We start from the raw sequence: 25,178 nt of genomic DNA, 5'->3' as shown, positions 1-25,178 counted from the left end.
GGCCAAGGCGGAGCGGATCGCCGGAGGGCGGGGACCCGCGCTTCGGGAGGGCTTAGCGGCTGACGCCCGAGCCGATGCCGGAGCCGCCGCCAGGGCCTTCCGGCGTCGTCGGCGTCGGGCCGAAGCGGCCGATATTGCCGAACAGGGCCTGGAGCAGGGAGCGGTCATTGCCGGGAACCGGCGTGGTCCTCTCCACCATCGTGACGTCGCGCATGTCGCGCTCGCCCTTCTGCTCCACCACCTGGACGATGTCCCGGTCGTTGAAGCGCACGACGACCACGCGCTGGTTATCGATGCCGGGGGTGCGGGCAGGGCGGAGATGGGTGGTGGCGCTGATGTAGTACCACTCGCTGGCATCGAAGGTAGAGGTGGCGCTCGGGGAGCCGAGCAGCGCCGTCACGTCCGCCTTGCTGGACACGCCCGGGGTGATGTCCTTCAGCATCTCCATGTCCGCGCGATTGCCGCGCAGTTCCTCGGGCGCCCCGAAGACGGAGCAACCACCGAGCGGTGCCGCGAGGAGCACGGCAAGGGCGAGCACGGCAGGGCCGGATCGGCGCCGGGCCGGCGTGGCTGTGGGCGGATTGACGGAGGCGGTCATGAAGGCCATTTCGAGGGTTCGATTGCCACCGCCCCGCGGTCCGGTCAACAGAGTGTCGCGCCCGCCCCGTATCCCGCCGGAAATCCGGCCCGGAGCCGCTGAAACGGAAATGTTAGAGCCATGGCCCTGTTCGGCCTGATCCGCCGCCGCACGCATGAGCGGGCCGGCTTCGCCCTCTACACGGCCGCCGTGACGGCGGCCCGCGATCCCGCCCTGTTCGGGGATGAGGCGGTGCCGGACACGCTGGAGGGGCGTTTCGACCTGGTGGCCCTGCACGCGGCCCTGCTGGTGCGCCGCCTGCGCCGGGACCCGGACCCGCGCGGGGCCGCCCTGGCCCAGGCGGTCTTCGACGCGATGTTCGCCGACATGGACCTGAACCTGCGGGAGATGGGGGTGGGCGACATGTCCATCGGAAAGCGTGTCCGGAGCATGTGGGAGGCCTTTCACGGCCGCGCCCTGGCCTATGAGGCGGCGCTGGAGGCGGGGGATGTCGCGGCGCTTGAACAGGCCCTTGCCCGGAATGTCTGGGGTGGCGATGCGCCGGAGGGCGCGGCCGCCGGGCTGGCGGCCCACGCTGTGGCGCTAGATGCCCGGCTGGCTGCGCAGCCCTTCGCGGGCTTCGTGGCGGGCAGGGTGGATTTCGGAGGAGTGGCGGCATGAAGCACGAGTTCAGCCGTATCCTCCGCCCCGCGGCGTTGGGGCAGGAGGGGCGCCGGCAGACGCTGGAGGCGAAGCCGGAGGAGCGCGCGGCCCTGGCCGAGCGGATGGGGCTGGTGGCCCTGGATTCGCTCTCGGCCGAGCTGGACATGGTGCCTGCCTCCGGCAAGACCGTGCGGGTGCGCGGCACGCTGCGCGCGGCGGTGGTGCAGTCCTGCGTTGTGACGCTGGAGCCGGTGCCGCAGTCGGTGGAGGAACCCCTCGACTGGCGCATCCTGCCGCCGGGGAAGGAGCCCTCCGACGAGCTCGATGATGGGCCAGATGAGATCGAATCCGAGCCCGACGGCACCGTGGACATCGGCGAGGCCCTGGCGCAGAGCCTCTCCCTCGCGCTGGACCCTTATCCCCGTGTCCCGGACGCCGAACTGCCCGATGCCGCGCGGGATGGGGGCGGTTCTCCTTTCGCTGCCCTGCGCGGTCGGAAGCCCGGCTAGGCACCAGAAGCCTTGCCCCGCGGGGTGGCCGGTGGTAAGGCGCGCGCCTCCCGAGCATCCGTCCGTCCGCGTGACGTGTCATAACTATAGAAAGGCCCGGCACCGATGGCCGTTCCGAAAAGAAAGACTTCGCCCTCCCGCCGCGGCATGCGCCGCAGCCATGAGGCCCTGGGCCGCGAGGCGCATGCCGAGTGCCCGAACTGCGGCGAGCTGCGCCGCCCGCACAACATCTGCGTCTCCTGCGGCTTCTATGACGGCCGCGAGGTCGTGGCCGCCGGCAAGCCGCTGAAGGCCGCTGTCCGCGCCTGATCCGGCGCGGCTTCCTTCCCGTCCTGGCAAGCTGAGGAGCGCGGAATTGGCCGCATCCGGTGCCACCGGACCAGCGGAGCGTTTCGCGCTCGCGGTCGATGCCATGGGGGGCGACCATGCCCCCGATGCCGTGCTGGACGGGCTGGAGCAGGCTGCGGAGCGCCACAAGGGCGCCCGCTTCCTGCTGGTGGGGGATGAGGCGCGGCTTCGCGCCGGCCTCTCCACCCGGCCCCGTGCGGCGGCGATCTGCACGATCCGCCATGCGCCCGATGCCATCCCCGGCGACATGAAGCCCACGGCGGCCCTGCGGCTGCGGGGGGCTTCCATGCGCCTGGCGATCGACGCCGTCTCGGCGGGGGAGGCGGAGGGCGTGGTCTCCGCCGGGAACACCGGCGCGCTGATGGCGCTCGCCAAGATCGTGCTGCGGACGATGCCGGAAATCGACCGGCCGGCGCTGGCCGCGATCGGCCCCTCGGCGCGGGGTGACGTGGTGCTGCTCGATCTCGGCGCCAACATCACCTACGAGGCGCGCAACCTCGTGGAGTTCGCGGTGATGGGCGACGCCTTCGCCCGCGCCGTGCTCGGCCTGACCGACCCCACCATCGGCCTGCTCAATGTCGGCTCCGAGGAACTGAAGGGCGACGAGCGGATTCGCCAGGCAGCGGAGATGCTGCGCGAGAGCCATATCGGCGCGGGCTTCCACGGTTTTGTGGAGGGGCACGACATCACGGCCGGCACGGTGGACGTGGTGGTGACGGACGGCTTCACGGGCAACGTGGCGCTCAAGACCGGCGAAGGGGCGCTGAAGCTTGTCGGCAGCCTTCTCCGGCAGGTTTTCAATTCCTCCATCCCCGCGCGGCTGGGCTACCTGCTCGCCCGCCCGGCGCTGGATCGGCTGCGGCAGTGGATGGATCCCCGCCGCTACAACGGCGCGGTGCTGATCGGGCTGAACGGCGTGGTGGTGAAGAGCCATGGCGGCACGGACGGGCTCGGCTTCGCCCATGCGGTGGATGTGGCGATGGACATGGTGACGCACGGCTTCAACGATCGGATCCGCACGGGCGTGGCCCGGCTGAGCGCGGCCCAGGCTGCGCGCAAGCAGGGGGCCGTGGCGGGCTGATGACCCGTTCCGTGATTGCCGGCACGGGCGGCTACCTGCCCGTGCGCGCCCTGACCAACGACGAGCTGGCCGAGGCCTACGGGCTCGACACCTCCGATGCCTGGATCAGCGAGCGGACGGGCATTCGCCGCCGCCACATGGCGGCCCCGGGCGAGACCACGGCCGACATGGCCGCCGCCGCCGCGCGCGAGGCGCTGGCCCAGGCGGGTGCCGATGCCGCGGAGGTGGATGCCATCATCCTGGCCACCGCCACACCCGACTCCGCCTTTCCGTCCACCGCCACGCGGGTTCAGGAGAAGCTTGGCATTCGCCAGGGCTTTTCCTTCGACATCTCGGCCGCTTGCACCGGCTTCATCTACGCGCTCGGCGTGGCCGATTCGATGATCCGCACGGGCCATTGCCGCAGCGCGCTGGTGATCGGGGCGGAAGCCTTCACCCGCATCCTGGACTGGACGGACCGCGGCACCTGCGTGCTGTTCGGCGATGGTGCCGGCGCCGTGCTGCTGCGCGCGGAGGGCGGGGAGGGGGATCGCGGCATCCTCTCCACCCATCTGCACTCGGACGGGCGCCACGGCGACATCCTGCAGGTGGAGGGCGGCCTTGTCCGCATGGCCGGGCGGGAGGTGTTCCGCCACGCCGTCGCCAAGCTTGCCTCTGCCGTTGACGAGGCGCTGGCCGCCAACGGGCTGGCCCAGGCCGACGTCCAATGGCTGGTGCCGCACCAGGCGAATCGGCGGATCATCGACGCCATGGGCCGCAAGCTCGGTCTTCCCGCGGAGCGCGTGGTGGTCACGGTGGACCGCCACGCCAACACCTCCGCGGCCTCGATCCCCCTTGCGCTGGCGGAAGCGACACGGGACGGGCGCGTGGCGCGGGGCGACCTCGTCCTGATGGAAGCCATCGGTGGCGGGCTGACCTGGGGCGCGGCGCTGGCGCGCTTCTGAGCGGCCGACTTCGGCCTGATTTCCTCGCTCGCCGAGTCACCTCGGCAAATCGGCAACACTGCGTGCCGGAAACCACATCTTCCCTCGTGAGTCGATTGACGGAGGGTGGGGTGCGGCGGTCCAATCGCCCTCGGCGGGACATTCCCGCAGGGGCGAGAGGGGGCATGGCCGCGTGAACACCATCACCCGCGCTCAGCTGGCCGAGGCGATCTACATGCAGGTCGGCCTCTCCCGGAACGAGAGCGCGGCCCTGCTTGAGGACGTGCTGAACCGCATCTCCGCCGCGCTGCAGGCGGGGGACGCGGTGAAGCTCTCCGCTTTCGGGACCTTCGCCGTCCGGCAGAAGGCGCAGCGGATCGGGCGTAACCCCAAGACAGGCGTCGAGGTGCCCATCACCCCACGCCGCGTCCTCTCCTTCCGCGCCAGCCAGGTGCTGAAGGCCCGGATCAACGGCGAGACGCCGCCCCGGACCGACGATTGATCGGGCGATCGAGTGGGCAAGGACTGAGCAGGAGCGCGATGACCGGCATGAGCGTCCTTGGCGATATCACACCCACCCCGCCCTCCGGGATCAGCGAGGGCGGCGAATCCGCCGCCCGTGCCCGCAAGTCCCCGAATGCCTTCCGCACCATCAGCGAGGTGGCGGAGGACCTGCACATCCCGCAGCACGTGCTGCGCTTCTGGGAGACGAAGTTTCCCCAGCTGAAGCCGCTGAAGCGCGGCGGCGGCCGCCGCTACTACAGGCCGGAGGACATCAACCTCCTCCGCCGCATCGGCGACCTCCTCTATACCCAGGGCTACACCATCAAGGGCGTGCAGCGCCTGCTGCGCGAGGGCGGGCTCGAGGCCGTGGAGGCCGCCGGCGAGGCCGGGGAGGGCGCGATGACCGAGCCGCCGGAGGGCGCGGAAGGTGCCGAGCTGCGCGCCTGCCTGGAGGAGCTGGAGTCCATAGCCGCCGCGCTGAAGGCCCTGACGGCCCGCTGAAAGCCGCGGAAAGCCGTGCCGCCGGGGTTGAGGGCGGTGCGGGCGGGTGCTAGACCCCGGCGCGTCGGAGCGTAGCGCAGTCTGGTAGCGCACCAGTCTGGGGGACTGGGGGTCGTGGGTTCGAATCCCGCCGCTCCGACCATTCCTCCCCCAAAATCCTTCTTACACTGTTCCGCTTGCGCGGCCCTTGCCGCCCGTCCATGCTTCCACGCAGCCGCGAAGACGGCGCTATGGGGAATGGGACGGTCTGGGTGCAGGAATACATCCTGGAGACGGCTGGGCTGACCAAGGAGTTCCGCGGCTTCCTCGCGGTCTCCGATGTCGACCTGCGCATCAGGCGGGGCACGATCCACGGGCTGATCGGCCCGAACGGGGCGGGCAAGACCACCTGCTTCAATCTGCTGACGAAGTTCATGCAGCCCTCCCGTGGGACGATCCGCTACGACGGGCAGGACATCACGCGCACCCCGCCGGCGGAGGTGGCGCGGATGGGGCTGGTGCGGTCCTTCCAGATCTCGGCTGTGTTTCCGCACCTGACGGTGCTGGAGAACGTGCGCGTCGCGCTGCAGCGGGAGAGGGGCGGCAGCTTCGATTTCTGGCGCAGCGACGCGGTGCTGCGCCGCTACGACGATCGCGCCATGGCCCTGCTCGCCGATGTCGGGCTGACCGCCTATGCCGCCGCCCCCGCGGGCACGCTGCCCTATGGGCGCAAGCGCGCGCTGGAGATCGCGACGACGCTGGCGCTCGAGCCCCGGCTGATGCTGCTGGACGAGCCGACCGCGGGCATGACGCATGAGGACGTGGACCGCATCGTCGCGCTGGTGCGCCGCGTGGCGCAGGGCCGCACGGTGCTGATGGTGGAGCACAACCTGAAGGTCGTGGAGGGCCTCTGCGACGCCATCACCGTGCTGACCCGCGGCAAGGTCCTGGCCGAAGGGCCTTATGCGGAGGTCTCGCGCAATCCGGCTGTCATTGCGGCCTATCTCGGCAGCGACCCCGGTGTGTCCGGCGCCAGCCAGGAGGCGGCCCATGCTTGATGCGGCCACCAAGACCGACTCGATGCTGGCCGTGCGCGGGCTGAATGCCTGGTACGGCGAGAGCCATGTGCTGCACGGCGTGGACATCGATATCCGCCCGGGCGAGGTGGTCACGCTTCTCGGTCGCAACGGCGCGGGAAAGACGAGCACGCTGCGCTCCATCATGGGGCTGACGGGCCGCCGCACGGGTTCCGTGATCTTCGAGGGGCGCGAGACGATCCGGATGAGCCCGGACGGTATCGGGCGCGCGGGCATCGGCTACTGCCCGGAGGAGCGCGGGATCTTCGCGAGCCTCGACGTGACGGAGAACCTGATGCTCCCGCCGAAGGTGCGGGACGGGGGGCTGGACCTGCCCACCATCTACGCCCTGTTCCCGAACCTGAAGGAGCGGGCGCGGAGCCAGGGCACGAAGCTCTCGGGCGGGGAGCAGCAGATGCTGGCCATCGCGCGCATCCTGCGGACCGGCGCGCCGCTGCTGCTGCTGGACGAGCCGACGGAGGGCTTGGCGCCCGTGATCGTGCAGCAGATCGGCGCCATGATCCGCGAGATCAAGGCGCGCGGCTTCACCGTGCTGCTGGTGGAGCAGAACTTCCGCTTCGCCCAGACCGTGGCGGACCGCCACTACGTCATGGAGCATGGGCGCGTGGTGGACAGCGTCGCCAATCACGAGATGGCCGGGAGCATGGAGCGGCTGCACGCCTATCTCGGGGTCTAGCCGCGCCGGTTCCGGCGCAACGCCATAAGAACGAACAGGAGAGGACCAGGAATGACCATCGACCGCCGCACCCTGCTGGGTGGCGCCGCTGCCCTGCCCGCGCTGGGCATGCTGCCCTTCAACGCTGCCCGTGCGCAGCCGAACAACACGCTGAAGATCGGCGTGCTGACCGACATGTCCGGCACCTACCGCGACGGCGCCGGGCCGGGTTCCGTCGCCTGCGTGCGCCAGGCCGTGCAGGACAGCGGCGTGACGGGCCGCGGCATCAACGTCGAGGTGCTGCAGGGCGACCATCAGAACAAGCCGGACGTCGCCTCCACCATCGCGCGCCAGTGGATCGACCGGGACGGCGTGAACGTCATCATCGACGTCGCCACCTCCTCCTGCGCGCTGGCCGTGAACAGCGTGGTGAAGGAGAAGAACTCCATCATGCTGAACTCCACGGGCGCAACGGCGGACCTGACGGGATCGGCCTGCAACCCGAACACCATCCACTGGACCTACGACACCTGGATGCTGGCGAACTCTACCGGTGGCGCCATGGTGAAGGCGGGCGGCGACAGCTGGTACTTCATCACCGCCGACTACGCCTTCGGCCATGCGCTTGAGCGCGACACGGGCGAGGTGATCAGGAAGAACGGCGGCCGCGTGGTCGGGAATATCCGTCATCCCTTCCCCGGCACCACGGACTTCTCCTCCTTCCTGCTGCAGGCGCAGCAGTCCCGCGCGAAGGTGGTGGGGCTGGCGAATGCTGGCGTGGACACGATCAACTGCGTGAAGCAGGCGGCCGAGTTCGGGCTGACGCGCCGGCAGAAGCTCGCGGTGCTGCTGATGATCGTCAGCGACGTGCACAGCCTGGGCCTGAACACCGCCCAGGGCCTGGTGCTGAGCGAAACCTACTACTGGGACCTGAACGACCGCACCCGCAATCTCGCCAACAAGGTGAAGGGCAGCATGGGCGGCGCCATGCCGACCATGTGGCAGGCGGGCTGCTACAGCGCGGCGCTGCACTACCTGAAGGCCGCTGCCGACATGGGCGTCGCCCAGGCGCGCGCGAGCGGTGCGGAGACGGTGATGCGGATGAAGGCGATGCCGACGGATGACGACGCCTTCGGCGCCGGCTCCATCCGGCAGGACGGGCGGAAGATCCATCCGGCCTATCTGTTCGAGGTGAAGACGCCGGGCGAGAGCAAGGGGGCCTGGGACTACTACAAGCTCGTCCGCACGACCCCGCCCGAGGAGGCGTGGCGGCCGCTGAAGGATGGCGGCTGCTCCCTCGTCAATACCTGAACTGCAATCCGCGGGGTGCCCGCCGCCGGGTACCCCGCCTCTCACGGGTGATCCGCCTTGCTCGAGGAATTCCTGTTTCAGCTGGAGATGTCGGCGCCGCAGATCGTGCTGGGGCTGGTGAACGGCGCCTTCTACGCGCTGCTCTCGCTGGGCCTCGCCGTGATCTTCGGCATGCTGAACGTGATCAACTTCGCCCATGGCGCGCAGTTCATGATGGGCGCCTTCGTCGCCTGGATGCTGCTGAACTGGGCGGGCATCCCCTACTGGGGGGCGCTGATCCTCTCGCCGCTGATCGTGGGCGCCTTCGGCGTGGTGCTGGAACGGCTGATGATCTCCCGCCTCTATAAGCTGGACCATCTCTACGGCCTGCTGCTGACCTTCGGCCTGGCGCTGATCATCGAGGGGCTGTTCCGCAACGGCTTCGGCTCCTCCGGCCTGCCCTATGCCCCGCCGGCGGCGCTGTCGGGCGCGCCGGTCGACCTCGGCTTCATGATGCTGCCGAAGTACCGGCTCTGGGTCGTGGCCGCCGCCTTCGTCGTCTGCATCGCGACCTGGCTGGTGATCGAGAAGACGCGCCTCGGAGCCTATCTGCGCGCCGCGACGGAGAACGCGCCGCTCGTGCAGGCCTTCGGCGTGAACGTGCCGCGGCTGGTGACGCTGACCTACGCCGCGGGGGTCGCGCTGGCGGCGCTGGCCGGGGTGTTGGCCGCGCCGATCTACTCGGTGAACCCGGGCATGGGATCCAACTTCATCATCACCGTCTTCGCGGTGGTCGTGATCGGCGGCATGGGCTCCATCCTAGGCTCCGTCATCACCGGCTTCGGCCTCGGGCTGGTGGAGGGCCTGACGCGGGTGGTCTACCCGGAGGCCTCGGCCACCGTGATCTTCGTCATCATGGCGATCGTGCTGCTCGCACGCCCCGCCGGCCTGTTCGGAAGGGCCTGACCCATGGCGTCCGCCACCACACTCCGGACGGAGGTCTCCCAGGGCGTGCCGCCGGCCACCCTGCCACCCTCCGCGCCCGGCCTCCTCGGTCTCAACCGCGCGCAGGGGATCGCGCTGCTGGTGATGATCGCCGCGGTGGTCGTGTGCCCCTTCTTCCTCTACCCGCAGTTCCTGATGAAGCTGCTCTGCTTCGCCCTGTTCGCCTGCGCCTTCAACCTGCTGATCGGCTATGTCGGGCTGCTCTCCTTCGGCCACGCCGCCTATTTCGGCATGGGCAGCTACGTCGCCGCCCACGCGGCCAAGGTCTGGGGGCTGACGCCCGAGGTCTCGATCCTGCTCGGCGGCGTCGCGGGGGCGGCTTTCGGCCTCGTCTTCGGCTGGATCGCCATCCGGCGGGCGGGGATCTACTTCGCCATGATCACCCTGGCGCTGGCCCAGATGGTCTACTTCTTCTGCCTCCAGGCACCCTTCACCCATGGCGAGGACGGGATCCAGTCCATCCCCCGCGGGAAGCTCTTCGGCCTGATCGACCTGCAGGCGGACATGACCCTGTACTGGTTCATTGCCGCCCTGTTCCTGGCGGGCTTCCTGCTGGTCCAGCGCGTCATCCGCTCTCCCTTCGGGCAGGTGCTGACCGCGATCCGGGAGAACGAGCCCCGCGCGACCTCGCTGGGCTACAGGGTCGACGACTACAAGCTCGTCGCCTTCGTCCTCTCGGCCGGAATCGCGGGCATCGCGGGCGGGGCCAAGGCCATCACGGTGGGCATCGCCACCCTGACGGACGTGCACTGGGCCATGTCCGGGGAGGTGGTGCTGATGACCCTTCTCGGCGGTCTCGGGACCCTCTTCGGGCCGGTGGTCGGGGCGGGCCTCGTGGTCGGGATGCAGACCTACCTCGCCCCCTACGGCGCCTGGGTGACGATCATCCAGGGCGTCATCTTCGTCCTCTGTGTCCTCGCCTTCCGCGCCGGCATCGTGGGGGAGGTCGCCCGTCTCCTCCGGGTGAAACTGTAGCCCCCGGCCGCTTGAACAAGGGGCGTCGCGGGGCGATCTAGGGCGCGCGATGAACCCCTCCCTTCTTCCTGCCCCCGCGCGGCGCCTGGCCGGGCTCGCCCTGATCGCGGCCAGTGTCGGCTTCACGGGGGTGCTCTCCTTCGTGCACATCCTGATCGAGCTTTTCGATTGAGCCAGCCGCGGCGTCCCTATCAGGGCTTCGACAGGCTGCCGGGCTGGTGGACCGGCCTGCGCGGCGTGCCGATCGCCGTCTTTGCCGTGCCTTTCATGCCGAGTTTCTTCCTGGCGCTCGCCAGCGGGGAGGGACGGCTGGTCGGCGGAACCATCGCCGGGCTGGCCGGGGTCGGCATGGCCATGTCCAGGCTCGCCCGCGCGCGGCGAGGGGATGCAAGGCGGGCCGGGGCCGTGCTGGGCGTGGGCACCGGCTTGGCGGCCGGCTTCGCGGCCGGGACAGGCCCGGTGGGTGCCGTGGCGCTGGGCCTCATGGCCTGGGCTGGGGCGCGGCTGCTCTATGAGGGCGTGACCGAGGCGGCACCGCCGCCCGCGCCGCCGCCCCTGCCCGTGCCGCAGCCGCCGGATACGCTGGAGCCTTTGCGGGCCCGCCTGGCAGGCCTTCTTTTCGGGGATTACCGGCTGCGCCCGGCCGCGACGGCCCTGCGCGGGCTCCTGGACGAGCTGGCGCAGCGCCCGGACGCCGCGGGCCAGGCGCGGCGCGTGCTGGTGGTGGGCGTGGACGGGCTGGAGCGGATCGGGGTGCGGCTGGCGCAGGGTGCCGATCCGCCGGAGACCCTGCCGACCCTGTTGGACGACCTGACCCGCGTGGCGAGCCAGTCCGCCGCCGACCTGCGCTCGGCGGAGACCGAGGCGCTGGCAATCCAGGTGAAGGTCCTGCAGGACCGCCTGCATCAGGAGGGCATCTCGTGAGCGACAGCAACCTGGAGCCCGTGCCGGAGCGCGTGGCCGAACTCTCCGCCCGGATCGACCTGAACGATCCCGTCAGCATCACCCGCTTCGGGCAGGAGGCGCAGGGGCGTGCCGCCGCGGCGGCCGATGCCATGCTAGGCTCCGCCCGCAGCGACGCGGTCGGGGAGGCGGGGGACTCGCTGTCCAAGCTGCTTTCCACCCTGCGCGGCTTCGACGTGACGAGGCTGGACGAGAAGCCCGGGCTGATCTCGCGCCTGTTCAGCCGTGCCGGCAGCGAGACGACCGCCATCCTGCAGCGCTACGAGAGCGTGCGCGGGCAGGTGGAGACGATTGGCGACAAGCTGGACACCCACCGCACCCGTCTGATGGAGGATGTGGAGCGGCTGGAGCGGCTCTATGGCGCCACGCTGGAGTGGTTCCACGCCCTGGCCGACCACGTGGCGGCGGGCGAGGCCGTCATGGAGCGCACGGACCGGGAGGCGATCCCGGCCGCGGAGCGCGCGGCGGAGAACCCGAACGACCCGCTGGCGCCGCAGCGCCTGCGCGACCTGCGCGCGGCGCGGGAGGACCTGGACCGGCGCGTGCACGACCTGCGGCTGACGCGGCAGGTGGCGATGCAGGCGCTGCCCTCCATCCGGCTGATCCAGGAGAACGACAAGGCGCTGGCCGGGCGGATCTACTCCGTGCTGGCCAACACCGTTCCGCTCTGGCGCACCCAGCTGGCGCAGGCCCTGGCCCTGCAGCGCATGCGGGAGGCGGGCGCGGCGGTGAAGGCCGCGACGGACCTGACGAACGAGCTGCTGACGGCCAATGCCGAGGGCCTGCGCCGCGCCAATGTGGAGGTGCGGACGGAGATCGAGCGCGGGGTGGTGGATCTGGAGGCGGTGCAGAAGGCCAACGCGGCCCTCGTCTCCACGATCGAGGATTCGCTCCGGATCGCGCAGGAGGGGCGGAGCCGCCGCCAGGAGGCCACCAAGGCGCTGGCCCAGGCGGAGGGTGAGATCCGCCGGGCCCTCACCGCATCCCGGGCGCCCGCTGCACCCGCCCGGAAGTGACGGGGAGCGCGGGCGTGCCGCGCTCCCGCTAGCAGGTCAGCGCCGGGCGCTGGCCTGGGAGACGTAGTTGTCGAAGGAGAGCTCGGCGACGCGGAACCAGGTCCGCATGTCGTCGCGGTGCTTCGACCAGCTCTCATGCACCTTCGCGAAGTCCGGGTTCTTCGCGACGAGGTCCTTCTCGATGTCCAGCCAGGTTCGGTAGCAGGTGTCCAGCATGTCGCGGGAGAAAGGCGTGAGCTTCGCGCCCTGCGCGATCAGACGGCGCATGCTGTCGGGATTGCGGATGTCGTAGCGCGCGACCATCCAGTGCGTCGCCTCTGCGCAGGCCGTGCGGATTGCGGCCTGGTAGGATTTCGGCAGGCCGTTCCACTGGTCCAGGTTGACGTAGAAGTAGGTGGAGGCGCCGCCCTCCCACCAGGCCGGATAGTGGTAGAAGGGCGCCACCTTCACGAAGCCCAGCTTCTCGTCGTCATAGGGGCCGAGCCACTCCGCGGCGTCGATCGTGCCGCGCTCCAGGCCCGGGTAGAGATCGCCGGCGCCGAGCTGCTGCGGCACGCCGCCGAGCTTTGACAGCACCTGGCCGGCGAGGCCGCCGATCCGCATCTTCAGGCCCTGCAGGTCGGTGGCCGGGCCGAGCGGCTTGCGGAACCAGCCGCCCATCTGCGCGCCCGTCGCGCCCAGCGGCATGCCGTAGACGTTGAACTTGCGGTGCACCTCGTTCAGCAGATCGATCCCGCCGCCCTCATACATCCAGGCATTCTGCTGGCGGGTGTTGAGGCCGAAGGGCAGGCCGGTGGCGAAGCCGAAGGCCTCGTTCTTGCCGGTGTAGAGGAAGCTGGTGGTGTGGCAGCACTCCACGCTGCCGGCCTGCACGGCATCCAGCGCCTGGAGCGGCGGCGTGATCTCGCCGGCGGAGTGGACGGTGATGCGGAAGCGGTCGTCCGTCAGCTCGCCGACAGCCTTCGCGAAGACCTCGCCCGCGCCGTAGATGCAGTCCAGCGACTTCGGGTAGGTAGAGGTGAGGCGCCAGCGCAGGCTGGGCTGCGCCGTTTGCGCGATGGCCGGCGCGGCCAGCGGCGTCGCCACCGCGGCAGTGCCGGCGGCGAGGGTTGCGCGGCCGAGAAGGGCGCGGCGATCCATGGCGTTTCTCTCCCGAGTCTTGTGGCCTGCGTAGCCTTCCCGCGCGCCATGCGGAAGAGGGGAGCGATTGACAGGCGCCCCGGCCGTTGCCGGGATGGGATCGACGCCCCCACCAGGATTCGCCCCATGCCCAATTCCGGCCGCCGAGCCCTCCTGGCCGGTTTCCTGGCCGCGGCGGGCACGGCGCGGGCGGCGGGGGTGGAGGCGGCGCGGATCGCGCGGCTCGTGCGCGCCTATCCCGACCACCTGGCGGGGGTGGAGGGCGACCTGCTGGTCTGGCGGGACGGGGCGCGGATGCCGATCGGCGCCGGCCTGCCGGAACGTCCCTTCGAGGTGATGCTCCACGACGCGACGGTGGCCGATGGCCTTCGGCAGCCCTACCGCCCGGGCCCAACGGACGGGCCTCCACCGCGGGATTTCAGCCCGGGCCGCATCCGCAACGCCGCGCTCTTCACGCGCATGTACGGCGACTGCCACGGGGGCGGCGTCAGCCCGCGTGGCGTGGCCTGGATGGGCCGGCAGCGACTCCCCGTGACCACGGTGAACGGGGTGGCCGACAGGCTGGAACGGATCGCGGCCTCGCTGGAAGGATTGCCGGACCGCTTCCAGGCCTATCTCGTGCCCTCCGCCGGCACGTTGAGCTGCCGTGGCGTGGCGGATACGGGGCTGGTGAGCATGCACGCATTCGGCGCCGCCATCGACATCAATACCCGCAACTCCGACTACTGGCACTGGGCGCGCGCCCGGGGCGACGGCGAGATCCCCTACCGCAACCGCATCCCCTTCGAGATCGTGGAGGCCTTCGAGGCCGAGCAGTTCATCTGGGGCGGCAAGTGGTACCACTACGACACCATGCACTTCGAGTACCGGCCGGAACTCTTCGACTGAGCCCGGCTTGACCCCTCGGCGGCCGGGGTGTGCCATCCCCGTCGAAGCAGGAGGACACGACATGCGCGCCTGGGCAGTGGTGGAGACGGGACAGCCCCTTCAGGAGAAGGACTGGCCGACGCCGGAGCCGAAGGGCGCCGAGGTGCTGGTGGAGGTGACGCATTGCGGTGTCTGCCACTCCGACCTGCATATCTGGGAGGGTGGCTACGACCTGGGCAGTCGCGGGCGGCTCTCCATGCAGGACCGGGGCATGACCCTGCCGCTGGTGATGGGGCACGAGATCGCCGGGCGCGTGGCCGCGATGGGGCCGGATGCGAAGGGTGTCGCCGTCGGCGAGGCCAAGGTGGTCTTCCCCTGGATCGGCTGCGGGCACTGCGAGGCCTGCGCGCGGGAGGAGGACAACATGTGCCCCAACCCGCCGCGCACCATCGGCATCTACCGCCAGGGCGGCTACGCGACCCATGTTCTGGTGCCGGACGCAAAGTACCTGGTCTCGATGGACGGGGTGGAGCCCTCCGTGGCTGCGACCTATGCCTGCTCGGGCATCACCGTGCATGCGGCCATCAAGAAGCTCGGCGATCTGCCGCCGGACCGGCCCGTGGTGCTGGTGGGCGCCGGCGGGCTAGGGCTGAACGCCATCCACATGCTGCGCGCGCTGGGGCACCGGCGCATCGTCTCGGTCGATGTCTCCGCGGAGAAGCTGGACGCCGCGAAGGCGGCCGGCGCGACCGAGACGGTGCTGGCCTCCTCCGACGGGGCCGGGACGACAAAGGCCATCGTCGCGGCCTGTGACGGACCCGCCCCCGCCGTAATCGACCTGGTGAACGGCAGCGCCACCGCGCGCTTCGCCTTCGATGCGCTGGCCAAGGGCGGGAAGCTGATCCAGGTCGGGCTGTTCGGGGGCGAGGTGACGCTGCCACTGCCGATCATGGCCATCCGCGCCCTGACGCTGCAGGGTTCCTATGTCGGGTCGCTGGCGGACCTGCGGGCGGTGATGGGGCTGGCCAAAGCCGGGAAACTGGCGGCGCTGCCCGTCACCACGGAGCCGATGCCGCAGGCGAACGCCGTGCTGGAGCGGCTGCGCGACGGGAAGGTGACCGGCCGCGTGGTGCTAAGGGCCGAGGCAGCCTGAGCCGCGGACGCGGCAAAGCGCCCGCGGGACCCCTGGTCCCCGGGCGCTTCCGATGCCGCTCAGTGGCGGGCGAGCGGCCCGCCGCGGATTACTTGATCTTCGCCTCGCGGAAGGTGACGTGCTTGCGGGCCACCGGATCGTACTTCTTCTTCTCCATCTTGCCGGTCGCGTTCCGGGTGTTCTTCTTCGTCACGTAGAAGTAGCCGGTGTCGGCGGAGGAGACGAGGCGGATCTGGATGGTGTTGGACTTGGCCATGACTCGATTCCAATAGGACGGATGCCGGCCAGGGCCGGGGCGTAGAGGCCGCGCAAACTAGCGTCCGACGCTGCCGCGTCAAGCATTTTAGCCGCGCTTCGAGTGCCCGGCGCCTCAGGCCGCGCCCTGGCGGAGCAGCACGCCGCGGAGGAGGTCCAGGATGTGGCCGGACGCCGCCTCGGCGCCGCCGGGCATGGCGAGATGGTGATAGCCGGCGGAATCCGCCCCCATGGCGCCGGCATAGGCCATGGACCACTCGCCGAACTCCCGCGGGGCGGGCCCGAAGGCCAGCACCACCGTGTCGCAGTGGCGAGGGTCGAGCTGAATGCGCTCGAACACTTCCTGGACGACGTCGGATCCGCCTTCCAGAACCTGCGCAAAGCAGCTCTCGTTGAAGAGCAGGGCCCCGGTGATCCCGTCCCGCGCGTTGTTGCGCCGGGAGACCACGAGGATGTGGCCCACCTCGGCCTCCAGCTCCGCCGCGGTGCCGCGGAGGGCATTCCTGCTGATATAGATAAGGCGGTAACTCTCCGGGTTTCCCGTCATCGGTTGCTCTCCTCCACGTTGGATGCTTCGAGGTGCCGCCGGATGATCCCGGGCAGGGCGGGGACCGGCACGGGGCGGCTGAGGTGGTATCCCTGCGCCTCCGTGCAGCCGTCCTGACGCAGGCGGCGCATCTGCTCGGCGGTTTCCACCCCCTCAGCCGTGACGCACATGCCGAGGCTGGTGCCGAGCGCCGCGACGGCGCGCACCACCACGCCGTCATCGGCGAAGGAGCGGTCGATCTTCACCCGGTCAAAGGGAAAGCTGCGGAGCTGGGTGAGGGAAGAGTAGCCGGTCCCGAAGTCGTCCAGCGCGATCTTCACCCCCAGCGCCTTCAGCGCGGCGAGCTGCCGCAGCACCTCTGGCCCGTTGCGCAGGAGCGCGGTCTCGGTGATCTCGAGTTCCAGCCGCGGGCCGGGCAGGCCGGAGGCGGCGAGGGCGGCGGCGACGGCGGGCACGAGGGATCCCGTGTAGAACTGCGCCGGGGCAACGTTCACCGCCACGCTCAGCCCCTCCGGCCAGTTCACCGCCTCCGAGCAGGCGGCGCGCAGCACCCATTCCCCGATGCGGATGATAAGGCCCAGGTCCTCGGCCATGGGGATGAAGTCGTCGGGCCGGACGAGACCGCGCAGCGGGTGGCGCCAACGGATCAGCGCCTCGAAGCCGCTCAGGCAGTTCTCGCCCAGGTGGATCTTGGGCTGGTAGAACAGCTCGAACTGGCCGAGCGCGAGCGCCGCCCGCAGATCGAATTCCAGCGCCCGCCGGGCCCGCGCGGCCTCCTGCAGGGCGGGCTCGAAGAAGGCGAAGCGGCCGCGCCCCTCCGCCTTGCTCTTGTAGAGGGCGAGGTCCGCCTGGCCCAGGAGGTCGTCCGGGCCCGTCCCAGGCGCCGCGAAGGCGATGCCGATGCTGGCGCCGATGTTCGCGACGCTGCCGTCGATCATGTAGGGGCGGCTGATCAGGTCCACCAACCGGGTGGCGATCGCTTCCACGACGCACTCGTCCACCGGCTTGTCCAGCAGGACCGCGAACTCGTCGCCGCCGAGGCGGGCCGGCATGTCCGTCTCCCGCAACGCGGAGCGAAGGCGAGCCGCCACCTTTCGCAGCAGGGCATCCCCGGCCGGGTGGCCAAGGCCGTCATTCACGGCCTTGAAGCGGTCCAGGTCGATCATCATCACGGCGACGCGGCGTTCCCCGCCGTCATGGTTCGACTGGGCCGAGACGGTGAGCGCGTCGCTGAGGCGGGCGAGGAACTCGCGCCGGTCGGCCAGCTTCGTCAACTCGTCGCCCTGCCAGAGCGGGCCGGCACAGGACTGGCAGCGCCCGGCCCCCGCGGCGGGCCTTACTGCTCCGATCATGCTGTCCATGCTCGTCCATCCCAGGGCAGGGACCCGAACGTCGCGTCCGCCTCCGCCTTCCTAGGCCCGGAAGTGTGAAGATCTTCAAAACGGCCCATGAGGGTCGGAATGGCGCGGCGGCCATCTGGGCGGGACCCCTGGTCAGCGGGCCAGGGCGGCCTCGTAAATCTCCGGGCGCTCCAGCACGGCCCGCGCGGCGGCAAGGTCGGCGTCGCGGCCCTCGGCCGCCGGGCAGGCGCCGCGCAGGGCGGCAATTTCGCTGCCCGGCACCGGCGCGCGGGCGGCCCGGGCGCGGGCGAGCGGGACCGCCATGGGGCTGTCCGCGGTGCCGAGCGTGGCCAGGTTGCGGGCCGTGGCCTCCGCCCCGTTGCTGGTGCAGAGGGCGGGCAGGACGCCGAGCATCTGCAATGGCCAGCCGCGCGGCGCGAGGATGCGGGACCAGGACAGGGCGAGCTGGGCTCCGCCGGGCAACGGGACGAGGACCTGGATCAGCCCCTTGCCCATGGTGGCGCTGCCCACCACCACGCCGCGGCCAAGGTCGCCAATGGCGGCCGCCACCACCTCGGCCGCCGAGGCGGTGCGGCCATCCACCAGGACTATGAGGCGGCGGCCGCCGGCCAGGTCGGCCCCGATCGCGTCGAAGCGGCGGCGGGAGTCGGGATGCCGGCCTTCCGTGAAGGCGATCGTGCCGGTGGGAACGAAGGAATCCGCGACCCGGATGGCCTGCTGGAGGAGCCCGCCGCGGTTGCCGCGCAGGTCCAGCACCACCCCCAGCGGCGCGGCCGCGGTGGGCGTATCGGCGAGCGCACGATCCAGCTGCTCCGGCGTGGCGGAGGAGAAGAGGGGAAGGGTGAGCCAGAGGATCCCATCCCGCACGCCGGCGGCCACGGAGAGCTGGGGCGCGGCGGCACGGGTGAGGAGGACGTCCAGCCGGCGGCGTCCGCGGCGGATGGAGAGGAGGACGCTGCTGCCGGGCGCTCCTTCCATCGCCGCATGCGCCTCGTCCATCTCCTCGGCGTCCAGGGTGATGCCGTCCGCGGCGGCCACCCGGTCTCCGGGGCGGAGGCCGGCCCGCTCGGCGGCGCTGCCCGGAGCGACGGCGGAGATCGTCACCTCCCGCCGCCGGCCCGCGGACAGCGTCAGGCCGAGATCGGTTGCGCCGAGGTGGCGTTCCCGGCCCCGCGTGGCTTCCGGTGGGGTCAGGTAGCGGCTGTAGGGATCGAGGTGGTTGAACACCTCCTCGAACCCTGCCTGGAGCATGGCCTGCCGGCCGGCGCGTCGCAGGGCCGGGGATTCCCGCTCCGCCGCCGCGAACAGGGCGGCCACCGCGTCGGCGGCGGTTTCCGGCGTGGTGCCGACCGGGCGCCGGGCCAGGGCCGTGTCCGAGAGGCCGAGCGCGAGTTCCGGCCCACGGCGGACGGCGGAAAGGTAGGGGTCGATCGCCTCGAGCCCGCGCAGGGTCCAAAGGGCCAGGTCGCCGGGGTCAGTGCCCTCGAGATGACGCTCCGCGATGGCGCCATAGGCCGCGCGCAGGGTGGCCGCGAAATCCTGCGCCCGGGCAGCGCCGGGGAGCAGGAGGAGGACGGCCAGGAGAGGGGCGGCGAGGCGGCGGATCAGCGCGGCCGCTTGCCTTTGCCGGGGCGTGCGGGCTTCCCGGCCTTCGGCTTTCGGTCCGTGATCTTCTGGCGCCCGCGCGGGGGCGTCCCCTGGCCGGATGTCGCGCGCGGCCCGGCCGTGCGCGGATCGCCCTGCAGCAGCTGGAAGGTGAGGCTGCCCGTTCGCGGCACCGCCTCCGCCAGCCGAACCTCCACCTCCTGGCCGAGGGCGAAGCTCAAACCCGTGCGGCGGCCGACCAGGCGCATCGCCGCTTCCTCGTGGAACCATTGGTCGTCCGGAAGGGCGTTCATCGGGACGATTCCGCTGGCGCCGTTCTCCTCCAGTGTCACGAAGAGGCCGAAGCGTGTCACCCCCGAAACGCGCGCCGGGAAATGCGCGCCGACGCGGTCTGCCATGTAGGCGGCGAGGTAGCGGTCCACCGCGTCCCGTTCCGCCAGGGCCGCACGGCGCTCGGTTTTCGTGATGTGCTCGCCCGTATCAGGCATCGAGGCCGCTTCCTCGTCCGTCAGCCCGTCGTCACCGAGCTTCAGGCCGCGGATGAGGGCACGGTGGACCAGCAGGTCCGCGTAGCGGCGGATCGGGCTGGTGAAATGGGCGTAGCGGGGCAGGGCGAGGCCGAAATGGCCCATGTTCTCCGGGTTGTACTCCGCCTGGGACTGGCCGCGCAGGATCGTCTCGCTGATCAGGCGGGATTCGGGAGTCTCCCGCGTCTTCTCCAGGATGTCCGCGAAGTCGCGAGGGCGGATCCGGTCGGAGGGCGGAAGGGAGAAGCCGAAGCCGGAGAGGAAGCCGCGCAGCGTCTCCATCTTCTCGTCCGAGGGGCGGTCGTGCACGCGGTACATGCAGGGCATGTGCAGCCGCTCCAGCTCCTCCGCGGCGCAGACATTCGCGGCCACCATGAACTCCTCGATCAGCCGGTGGCTGTCGAGGCGAGCGCGGGGCGCGATGGAGGCCACCTTGCCCTCCGGGCCGAGGATCACGCGGCGCTCGGCGATGTCGAGGTCCAGCGTGCCGCGGCGCAGGCGGGCGGCCAGCAGGGCCTGGAACGCGCCGTAGAGGCGGGCGATATGGCCCTGCTCCAGCCCGGCATCCTCGCCGGCGTCGCGGGCGGCCTGGACCGTCTCGTAGGTGAGGCGGGCGGCGCTGCGCATCAGGGCGCGGCCGAAGCGGTGGCCGGTCTTCGTGCCCTCGCGGTCGAAATGCATCTCGACATAGAGGCAGCCGCGATCCTCGTCCGGTTTCAGGCTGCACCAGCCGTTGGAGAGGGCTTCCGGCAGCATCGGCACGACGCGGTCGGGGAAGTAGACGGAATTGCCGCGGTGCCAGGCTTCCCGGTCCAGCGGCGCCTTCGGGCGGACATAGTGGGCTACGTCGGCGATGGCGACGAGGACGCGCCAGCCATCCTCCTTCGGCTCCGCGAAGACGGCATCGTCGAAGTCGCGCGCGTCCTCGCCATCTATGGTGACGAGGAGAATGTCGCGGAGGTCGTCGCGCGTGCCCAGCGGCACGGCCCGCGCGCGCTCGGCGACCTGAACCACCTCCTCCGGGAACTCGTCGGGGATGCGGTGGGCGGCGATCACGAGGCGGGAGACGGCCTTGGGGTCGTCCATCCGCCCGAGCCGCTCCACGATCCGGGCGGGCTTCGGGCCGAAGAGGCGCTCGCGGGTGCCGCCGGCGATCGGCTCCGCCTGCACCAGCTCGCCATCCTCCGCGCCGTTCTCCTCGCCCGGCGGGATGATCCAACTGGCGCGGGAGCGACGGTCCACGGGCTCGACCAGGCCCGCGCTGAAGATCCCGAGGACGCGGGAGGGCGAGCCGGTGCCGATGCGCTTGAAGGTGCGGCCTTCATACTTGTTCGGGCCCAGTCGCGTGATGCGGGCGAGCACGCGGTCCCCCGGGGCAAGGGCGGGCTGGCCGGCCCGTTCAGGCCGCATGTAGACGACCGGCTTCTCGGATCCTTCCCAGGCGATGGGCCGGGCCATGGGGTCGCCATCCGCATCGGTGCCGAAGACCTCCAGCGCGGCCATGTCCGGCAGGTTGGCGGCGTGGCGGACGGTGCGGCGGCCCACTGGGGCGATGCTGCCCTCTTCCTTCAGCTCCGCCATCAGCTGGCGCAGGGCGGGGCGCTGATCGGTGGAAAGCCCGAAATGGCGGGAGATCTCCGTCTTCCCGACCCGGCCGGTCGCGGTGCGTAGGAAGGCACGCAACTCCTCCCGGCTCGGCAGGGGGGCGGGCGCCGCACCCGCGACGGGCGGCCGGGGTACCCCGCCGCCGCGGGGCGGGAGCTTGTTGCGGTTCAGCACCACCCGCACACGCCCGGCTTCCCCCGGCACCGAGGGGCCTGGGCCGCCACGACGGGGTTTGCGGGGCGGGCGCTTGGTGGCCAAGTCAGCCCGACTGCTTTGCAGTGGCGGACTTCGGCGCCTTCGCTGTGGCGGGCTTCTTCGCCGGCTTCTTGGCCGCCGCCGCTTTCGGCTTCGCTGCCGCCGGCTTTGCGGCCGCCTTGGCGCGGGCCGGGGCCTTCGGGGCCGCGTCGGCCGCCGGGGCGGTCTTCTTCGCTGGCGCCTTACGGCCCGCGGCGCCCTTCTTCGGCGCGAGGACCTTGCCCTTCTCCGCCAGCAGCGCGACGGCCTGGTCGAGGGTGTAGCTCTCCATCTCCGTCCCGCGCGGGAGTGACGCCACGGTCTGGCCGTGCTGCGCGAAGGGACCGAAGCGGCCGCGCTTCACCTCGACCGGGGCGCCATCCTTGGGATGGTTGCCCAGGGTGACGCCGCGCGGCTTGGCGTTGGCCAGCAGTTCCATCGCCCGGTTCATGCCGATGGAGAGCACGTCGTCCCCGGGCTGCAGGCTCTGGGACAGGGCGCCCATCTTCAGGTAGGGCCCGAAGCGGCCGAGATTGGCCGTGATCTCCTCCCCCGTTTCCGGATGCATGCCGACGACGCGCGGCATGTTGAGGAGGGCGATCGCCCGATCCAGCGTCAGCGTCTCCGGGTCCATGCCGCGGGGCAGGGACGCGCGGCGGGGCTTCGTGGCCTTGCCCTTCTCGTCCACCCCCGGCTCTCCAAGCTGGACGTAGAGGCCGTAGGGGCCACGGCGGAGGGAGATCTCCTGCTGCGTCGTGGGATCGGTGCCCAGGCCGCGGTCGCCGCCCTCGCCCTCGGCCGCCTCACCCTCGGCGCCGGGTACGGCCAGCGGGCGGGTGTAGCGGCATTCCGGGTAGTTGGAGCAGCCGATGAAGGCGCCAGTGCGACCCAGGCGCAGGCCCAGGCGGCCGCCGAGGCGGTTCTCCTGCTGGCAGCGGGGGCAGCCGCGCGGGTCGGCGCCGTCCTCCCTCTGTGGAAAGAAGTGGGGGCCAAGGTCTTCGTCCAGCTCGTCGATGACGTCGCTGATCTTCAGGTCCTTGGTGGCGTCCACCGCGGTCCGGAACTGGTCCCAGAACTCGTGCATCACCTGGCGCCACTCGGCCCTGCCGCCGGAGATGTCGTCGAGCTTCTCCTCCAGCGCGGCGGTGAAGCCGGTGTCCACATAACGCTCGAAGAAGGAAACGAGGAAGGCGGTGACGAGGCGGCCGCGGTCTTCCGGGATGAAGCGCCGGCTCTCCAGCCGGACGTAGTCGCGGTCCTGCAAGGTCTGGAGGATGGAGGCGTAGGTGGAGGGGCGGCCGATGCCCAGCTCCTCCATCTTCTTCACCAGCGAGGCCTCGGTGTAGCGGGGCGGGGGCTGGGTGAAGTGCTGGTTGGCCGCGACGTCGCCGCGCTTGGGCTGCTCGCCCTCGTTCAGCGGTGGGAGGGTGCGGTTCTCGTCGTCGGCCGCGAGCTTCGCGTCGTCGATGTCCTCGCGGTAGAGCTTGAGGTAGCCGTCGAAGGCGATGACCTGGCCCGTGGCGCGCAGCCGGGCCTTGCCGGCGGCATCCTCGATGTCCACCGCCGTCTGGTCCATCTCGGCGGATGCCATCTGGGAAGCCATGGCGCGCTTCCAGACGAGGTCGTAAAGGCGGCGCTGCTCGGGGTTGAGATAGCGGGCCACCTCCTGCGGGGTGCGGCCCACATCGGTCGGACGGATGGCCTCGTGCGCCTCCTGGGCGTTCTTCGCCTTGGACGTGTACTCGCGCGGGGCGGCCGGCAGGTAGTTGTCGCCGAACTCACCCTTGACGTGGTCGCGGATGGCCGAGATGGCTTCGCGCGACATCTGCACGCCGTCCGTCCGCATGTAGGTGATGAGACCGACGGTCTCGCCGCCGATGTCAACGCCCTCATAGAGCTGCTGGGCCAGGCGCATCGTCGCCTGGGCCCCGAAGCCGAGCTTGCGGGAGGATTCCTGCTGCAGGGTGGAGGTGGTGAAGGGTGGCGGCGGGTTGCGGCGGACGCGCTTCTTCTCGACGGCGGAGACGGTGTAGCTGCCGCTCTCCACCAGGGCCTTGGCGTGATGCGCCGCCGCCTCGTTCGGAAGGTCGAACTGGTCGAGCCTCTTGCCTTCCAGGTGGGTCAGGCGGGCCGTGAAGGGGGCGCCGGCCGGGCTGCGGAAGGCGGCCTCGACCGTCCAGTACTCCCGCGCCTTGAAGACCTCGATCTCCGACTCCCGGTCGGTGATCAGGCGCAGGGCGACCGACTGCACGCGGCCGGCGGAGCGGGAACCGGGGAGCTTGCGCCACAGCACCGGGGAGAGGGTGAAGCCCACTAGGTAGTCCAGCGCGCGCCGGGCCAGATAGGCGTCGATCAGCGGGACGTCCAGCTCGCGCGGGTTCTCGATGGCGTGCTGGATGGCGCGCTTGGTGATCTCGTTGAAGGTGATCCGGTGGACTTCCACCCCCTTCAGGGCGCGGCGGTCCTCCAGCATCTGGCGCACGTGCCAGGAGATCGCCTCGCCTTCCCGGTCCGGGTCGGTGGCGAGGTAGAGGCGCTTGGAATGGCCGGCCTTCAGGGCCTGGACGATTTCGCGCACCTGCTTCTCGCCCCGGTCCTCGGAGGACCAGTCCATGGCGAAGTCCTCCTCCGGCCGGACGGAACCGTCCTTGGCCGGCAGGTCGCGCACGTGCCCGAAGCTGGCCAGGACATGATAGTCGCTGCCCAGGTACTTGTTGATGGTCTTCGCCTTCGCAGGCGATTCGACGACGACGACATCCGTCATGTGGGGGTGCGGAACCCTCCGAAATCCTTTTCGCGCTGATGGCCGGAGCGCATGACGCGGTTTCCGGGCAGCGCCTCGATCAGCCCTTCCAGCTCCAGCTCGAGGAGCGCGGCACGGGCCTCAGGCGGGGAGAGGTGGCAGCGGCGGAGCACCTCGTCAACCGCGACGGGTGTCGGGCCGACGAGGGAGAGGAGGTCGGAACCCCTTGATTCCTCGCGCGCATCGCGGGCGGGCGCGGGGGTATACGCGGGCGCGCGCGAGGGGGGGCGGTGAAAGGGATCATGGAAAATGGGGGCGGCCTCCGCGCTGGCGGGCAGGGTTTCCAGCACGTCCGCAGCGCCCTCGCAGAAATGGGCGCCGTTGCGGATCAGGTCGTTGGAGCCCCGGCAGCGGGGGTCGAGCGGGGAGCCGGGGACCGCGTAGATCTCCCGCCCGGCCTCGGCGCCCAGGCGGGCGGTGATGAGGGTGCCGGAGCGCGGAGCGGCCTCCACCACCACCACGCCGAGGGCGAGGCCGGCCACGATCCGGTTCCGGCGGGGGAAATGCGTGGCCAGGGGGGCCGTTCCGAGCGGGACTTCGGCCAGGAGCAGGCCCTCCGTCCCGATGCGGCGCTGGAGGGCGGCGTTCTCGGGCGGGTAGGCCACGTCCAGCCCGCCGGGGACCACGCCAATGGTGCGGCCGTGGGGAAGGGCGCCGAGATGGGCGGCAGTGTCGATGCCGCGGGCCAGGCCGGAGGTGACCGCCACGCCGGCGGCGGCCAGGGCCTCCGCCATCTCCTCCGCGATGCGGCGGCCGCCCGCGGAGGCGTTGCGGGCGCCGACGATGGCGACCTGGCGGGAGGTGAGGAGAGAGAGGTCGCCCAGGGCGGCAAGAACAGGGGCGGATCCGCGATCGCGGCCAGCAGGGGCGGGTAGGCGGGGGTGCCGAGATGGAGCCAGTGGCCGCCCATGGCGAGGACCGCGTCGTGTTCACGCTCTACAGCGGCGAGGTCTGCGGCGCGGCTGCCGAGAGTGCGTAGGGCTCTGGCGGTGCTG

25 protein-coding genes, 1 tRNA gene and 1 pseudogene are annotated in these 25,178 nt (G+C 71.1%); 18 read left to right on the top strand and 9 right to left on the bottom strand.

The window, feature by feature from the left end:
- Nucleotides 1-52: 52 nt before the first annotated feature.
- Nucleotides 53-598, bottom strand: coding sequence for an outer membrane protein assembly factor BamE (locus tag J5Y10_RS05725; RefSeq protein WP_209371712.1), 546 nt, complete (start codon nucleotides 596-598; stop codon nucleotides 53-55).
- 120 nt (nucleotides 599-718) lie between these two features.
- On the opposite strand from J5Y10_RS05725, the gene J5Y10_RS05720 reads away from it, so the two are divergent.
- From J5Y10_RS05720 to J5Y10_RS05650, 16 genes and pseudogenes are all read left to right on the top strand, one after another.
- Nucleotides 719-1,258: a ubiquinol-cytochrome C chaperone family protein gene (locus tag J5Y10_RS05720; RefSeq protein ID WP_209371711.1), complete on the top strand. Its 540-nt coding sequence runs from the start codon at nucleotides 719-721 to the stop codon at nucleotides 1,256-1,258.
- A complete protein-coding gene (locus tag J5Y10_RS05715; RefSeq protein WP_209371710.1) occupies nucleotides 1,255-1,749 on the top strand; it encodes a YceD family protein in 495 nt (164 codons plus the stop codon). The genes J5Y10_RS05720 and J5Y10_RS05715 overlap by 4 nt, the downstream gene beginning before the upstream one ends.
- Before the next feature lie 105 nt (nucleotides 1,750-1,854).
- Nucleotides 1,855-2,058 carry a 50S ribosomal protein L32 gene (rpmF, locus tag J5Y10_RS05710; protein WP_209371709.1) on the top strand — a complete coding sequence of 68 codons (204 nt, stop codon included), beginning with the start codon at nucleotides 1,855-1,857 and terminating at the stop codon, nucleotides 2,056-2,058.
- A 103-nt stretch (nucleotides 2,059-2,161) separates the two neighbouring features.
- Nucleotides 2,162-3,178, top strand: a complete 1,017-nt coding sequence (gene plsX / locus J5Y10_RS05705) for a phosphate acyltransferase PlsX (RefSeq protein WP_245214389.1) — start codon at nucleotides 2,162-2,164, stop codon at nucleotides 3,176-3,178.
- Nucleotides 3,178-4,122 (top strand): beta-ketoacyl-ACP synthase III, encoded by a 945-nt coding sequence (locus tag J5Y10_RS05700; protein ID WP_209371706.1) that lies wholly within the window; start codon nucleotides 3,178-3,180, stop codon nucleotides 4,120-4,122. Before plsX ends, J5Y10_RS05700 begins: the two co-directional genes overlap by 1 nt.
- Nucleotides 4,123-4,294: 172 nt before the next feature.
- Entirely contained in the window at nucleotides 4,295-4,603 is a 309-nt protein-coding gene (locus tag J5Y10_RS05695) for an integration host factor subunit alpha (RefSeq protein ID WP_209371704.1), read from the top strand.
- A 47-nt stretch (nucleotides 4,604-4,650) separates the two neighbouring features.
- Nucleotides 4,651-5,001, top strand: a pseudogene (locus J5Y10_RS05690) (MerR family transcriptional regulator); the annotation flags it as partial.
- A 170-nt stretch (nucleotides 5,002-5,171) separates the two neighbouring features.
- A tRNA-Pro gene (locus J5Y10_RS05685) sits at nucleotides 5,172-5,248 on the top strand.
- A gap of 109 nt (nucleotides 5,249-5,357) precedes the next feature.
- Nucleotides 5,358-6,143 (top strand): ABC transporter ATP-binding protein, encoded by a 786-nt coding sequence (locus tag J5Y10_RS05680; RefSeq protein ID WP_209371691.1) that lies wholly within the window; start codon nucleotides 5,358-5,360, stop codon nucleotides 6,141-6,143.
- Entirely contained in the window at nucleotides 6,136-6,858 is a 723-nt protein-coding gene (locus J5Y10_RS05675; RefSeq protein WP_408901573.1) for an ABC transporter ATP-binding protein, read from the top strand. Before J5Y10_RS05680 ends, J5Y10_RS05675 begins: the two co-directional genes overlap by 8 nt.
- A gap of 51 nt (nucleotides 6,859-6,909) precedes the next feature.
- A complete protein-coding gene (locus J5Y10_RS05670) occupies nucleotides 6,910-8,148 on the top strand; it encodes an ABC transporter substrate-binding protein (RefSeq protein WP_209371690.1) in 1,239 nt (412 codons plus the stop codon).
- Nucleotides 8,149-8,205: 57 nt separating this feature from the next.
- The gene (locus tag J5Y10_RS05665; protein WP_432761248.1) at nucleotides 8,206-9,093 is read left to right on the top strand and encodes a branched-chain amino acid ABC transporter permease; all 888 of its coding nucleotides are present in this window, start codon (nucleotides 8,206-8,208) and stop codon (nucleotides 9,091-9,093) included.
- 3 nt (nucleotides 9,094-9,096) lie between these two features.
- Nucleotides 9,097-10,107 carry a branched-chain amino acid ABC transporter permease gene (locus J5Y10_RS05660; protein WP_209371689.1) on the top strand — a complete coding sequence of 337 codons (1,011 nt, stop codon included), beginning with the start codon at nucleotides 9,097-9,099 and terminating at the stop codon, nucleotides 10,105-10,107.
- Nucleotides 10,108-10,156: 49 nt separating this feature from the next.
- Nucleotides 10,157-10,279, top strand: coding sequence for a hypothetical protein (locus J5Y10_RS28365; protein WP_280854983.1), 123 nt, complete (start codon nucleotides 10,157-10,159; stop codon nucleotides 10,277-10,279).
- Nucleotides 10,276-11,031, top strand: coding sequence for a hypothetical protein (locus tag J5Y10_RS05655; RefSeq protein ID WP_209371687.1), 756 nt, complete (start codon nucleotides 10,276-10,278; stop codon nucleotides 11,029-11,031). The genes J5Y10_RS28365 and J5Y10_RS05655 overlap by 4 nt, the downstream gene beginning before the upstream one ends.
- Nucleotides 11,028-12,086 (top strand): toxic anion resistance protein, encoded by a 1,059-nt coding sequence (locus J5Y10_RS05650; RefSeq protein ID WP_209371685.1) that lies wholly within the window; start codon nucleotides 11,028-11,030, stop codon nucleotides 12,084-12,086. Before J5Y10_RS05655 ends, J5Y10_RS05650 begins: the two co-directional genes overlap by 4 nt.
- A 36-nt stretch (nucleotides 12,087-12,122) precedes the next feature.
- On the opposite strand, the gene J5Y10_RS05645 is transcribed toward J5Y10_RS05650, so the two are convergent.
- Nucleotides 12,123-13,226, bottom strand: coding sequence for a TRAP transporter substrate-binding protein (locus J5Y10_RS05645; protein WP_209371683.1), 1,104 nt, complete (start codon nucleotides 13,224-13,226; stop codon nucleotides 12,123-12,125).
- 126 nt (nucleotides 13,227-13,352) lie between these two features.
- Here J5Y10_RS05645 and J5Y10_RS05640 point away from each other — a divergent pair, with 126 nt between their 5' ends.
- Both J5Y10_RS05640 and J5Y10_RS05635 read left to right on the top strand, forming a co-directional pair.
- The gene (locus J5Y10_RS05640; protein WP_209371680.1) at nucleotides 13,353-14,114 is read left to right on the top strand and encodes a M15 family metallopeptidase; all 762 of its coding nucleotides are present in this window, start codon (nucleotides 13,353-13,355) and stop codon (nucleotides 14,112-14,114) included.
- A gap of 61 nt (nucleotides 14,115-14,175) precedes the next feature.
- Nucleotides 14,176-15,246, top strand: coding sequence for an alcohol dehydrogenase (locus J5Y10_RS05635; RefSeq protein ID WP_209371678.1), 1,071 nt, complete (start codon nucleotides 14,176-14,178; stop codon nucleotides 15,244-15,246).
- A gap of 88 nt (nucleotides 15,247-15,334) precedes the next feature.
- On the opposite strand, the gene rpmG is transcribed toward J5Y10_RS05635, so the two are convergent.
- The 7 genes from rpmG to J5Y10_RS05600 form a co-directional block, all read right to left on the bottom strand.
- Nucleotides 15,335-15,502, bottom strand: a complete 168-nt coding sequence (rpmG, locus tag J5Y10_RS05630; protein WP_140881882.1) for a 50S ribosomal protein L33 — start codon at nucleotides 15,500-15,502, stop codon at nucleotides 15,335-15,337.
- A 114-nt stretch (nucleotides 15,503-15,616) separates the two neighbouring features.
- Nucleotides 15,617-16,048: a BLUF domain-containing protein gene (locus J5Y10_RS05625; protein ID WP_209371674.1), complete on the bottom strand. Its 432-nt coding sequence runs from the start codon at nucleotides 16,046-16,048 to the stop codon at nucleotides 15,617-15,619.
- Nucleotides 16,045-17,409 carry a putative bifunctional diguanylate cyclase/phosphodiesterase gene (locus tag J5Y10_RS05620; RefSeq protein WP_209371672.1) on the bottom strand — a complete coding sequence of 455 codons (1,365 nt, stop codon included), beginning with the start codon at nucleotides 17,407-17,409 and terminating at the stop codon, nucleotides 16,045-16,047. Before J5Y10_RS05620 ends, J5Y10_RS05625 begins: the two co-directional genes overlap by 4 nt.
- Before the next feature lie 132 nt (nucleotides 17,410-17,541).
- The gene (locus J5Y10_RS05615) at nucleotides 17,542-18,726 is read right to left on the bottom strand and encodes a S41 family peptidase (RefSeq protein WP_209371670.1); all 1,185 of its coding nucleotides are present in this window, start codon (nucleotides 18,724-18,726) and stop codon (nucleotides 17,542-17,544) included.
- Nucleotides 18,727-19,013: 287 nt separating this feature from the next.
- Nucleotides 19,014-21,350 (bottom strand): ribonuclease R, encoded by a 2,337-nt coding sequence (gene rnr, locus J5Y10_RS05610; protein ID WP_342452850.1) that lies wholly within the window; start codon nucleotides 21,348-21,350, stop codon nucleotides 19,014-19,016.
- A 55-nt stretch (nucleotides 21,351-21,405) separates the two neighbouring features.
- Entirely contained in the window at nucleotides 21,406-24,144 is a 2,739-nt protein-coding gene (gene topA, locus J5Y10_RS05605; RefSeq protein ID WP_209371668.1) for a type I DNA topoisomerase, read from the bottom strand.
- A complete protein-coding gene (locus J5Y10_RS05600) occupies nucleotides 24,141-24,968 on the bottom strand; it encodes a DNA-processing protein DprA (RefSeq protein ID WP_432761252.1) in 828 nt (275 codons plus the stop codon). Before J5Y10_RS05600 ends, topA begins: the two co-directional genes overlap by 4 nt.
- Between the last annotated feature and the right edge of the window lie 210 nt (nucleotides 24,969-25,178).

This window comes from Roseomonas indoligenes, assembly GCF_017813365.1.
GTDB classification, from domain to species: Bacteria; Pseudomonadota; Alphaproteobacteria; order Acetobacterales; family Acetobacteraceae; genus Roseomonas; species Roseomonas indoligenes.
Note: the sequence above shows the minus strand (reverse complement) of the source record. Positions and strands in the feature narration are given on the sequence as shown.

Excerpts from the sequence above, each read along its gene's own strand:
- J5Y10_RS05725 (WP_209371712.1), bottom strand. The coding sequence starts at position 598 with ATGACCGCCTCCGTCAATCCGCCCACAGCCACGCCGGCCCGGCGCCGA.
- J5Y10_RS05720 (WP_209371711.1), top strand. The coding sequence starts at position 719 with ATGGCCCTGTTCGGCCTGATCCGCCGCCGCACGCATGAGCGGGCCGGC.
- rpmG (WP_140881882.1), bottom strand. The coding sequence starts at position 15,502 with ATGGCCAAGTCCAACACCATCCAGATCCGCCTCGTCTCCTCCGCCGAC.
- J5Y10_RS28365 (WP_280854983.1), top strand. The coding sequence starts at position 10,157 with ATGAACCCCTCCCTTCTTCCTGCCCCCGCGCGGCGCCTGGCCGGGCTC.
- J5Y10_RS05635 (WP_209371678.1), top strand. The coding sequence starts at position 14,176 with ATGCGCGCCTGGGCAGTGGTGGAGACGGGACAGCCCCTTCAGGAGAAG.
- J5Y10_RS05700 (WP_209371706.1), top strand. The coding sequence starts at position 3,178 with ATGACCCGTTCCGTGATTGCCGGCACGGGCGGCTACCTGCCCGTGCGC.
- J5Y10_RS05645 (WP_209371683.1), bottom strand. The coding sequence starts at position 13,226 with ATGGATCGCCGCGCCCTTCTCGGCCGCGCAACCCTCGCCGCCGGCACT.
- J5Y10_RS05625 (WP_209371674.1), bottom strand. The coding sequence starts at position 16,048 with ATGACGGGAAACCCGGAGAGTTACCGCCTTATCTATATCAGCAGGAAT.
- J5Y10_RS05675 (WP_408901573.1), top strand. The coding sequence starts at position 6,136 with ATGCTTGATGCGGCCACCAAGACCGACTCGATGCTGGCCGTGCGCGGG.
- J5Y10_RS05660 (WP_209371689.1), top strand. The coding sequence starts at position 9,097 with ATGGCGTCCGCCACCACACTCCGGACGGAGGTCTCCCAGGGCGTGCCG.
- J5Y10_RS05640 (WP_209371680.1), top strand. The coding sequence starts at position 13,353 with ATGCCCAATTCCGGCCGCCGAGCCCTCCTGGCCGGTTTCCTGGCCGCG.
- J5Y10_RS05620 (WP_209371672.1), bottom strand. The coding sequence starts at position 17,409 with ATGGACAGCATGATCGGAGCAGTAAGGCCCGCCGCGGGGGCCGGGCGC.
- J5Y10_RS05670 (WP_209371690.1), top strand. The coding sequence starts at position 6,910 with ATGACCATCGACCGCCGCACCCTGCTGGGTGGCGCCGCTGCCCTGCCC.
- J5Y10_RS05715 (WP_209371710.1), top strand. The coding sequence starts at position 1,255 with ATGAAGCACGAGTTCAGCCGTATCCTCCGCCCCGCGGCGTTGGGGCAG.
- rpmF (WP_209371709.1), top strand. The coding sequence starts at position 1,855 with ATGGCCGTTCCGAAAAGAAAGACTTCGCCCTCCCGCCGCGGCATGCGC.
- plsX (WP_245214389.1), top strand. The coding sequence starts at position 2,162 with ATGGGGGGCGACCATGCCCCCGATGCCGTGCTGGACGGGCTGGAGCAG.
- topA (WP_209371668.1), bottom strand. The coding sequence starts at position 24,144 with ATGACGGATGTCGTCGTCGTCGAATCGCCTGCGAAGGCGAAGACCATC.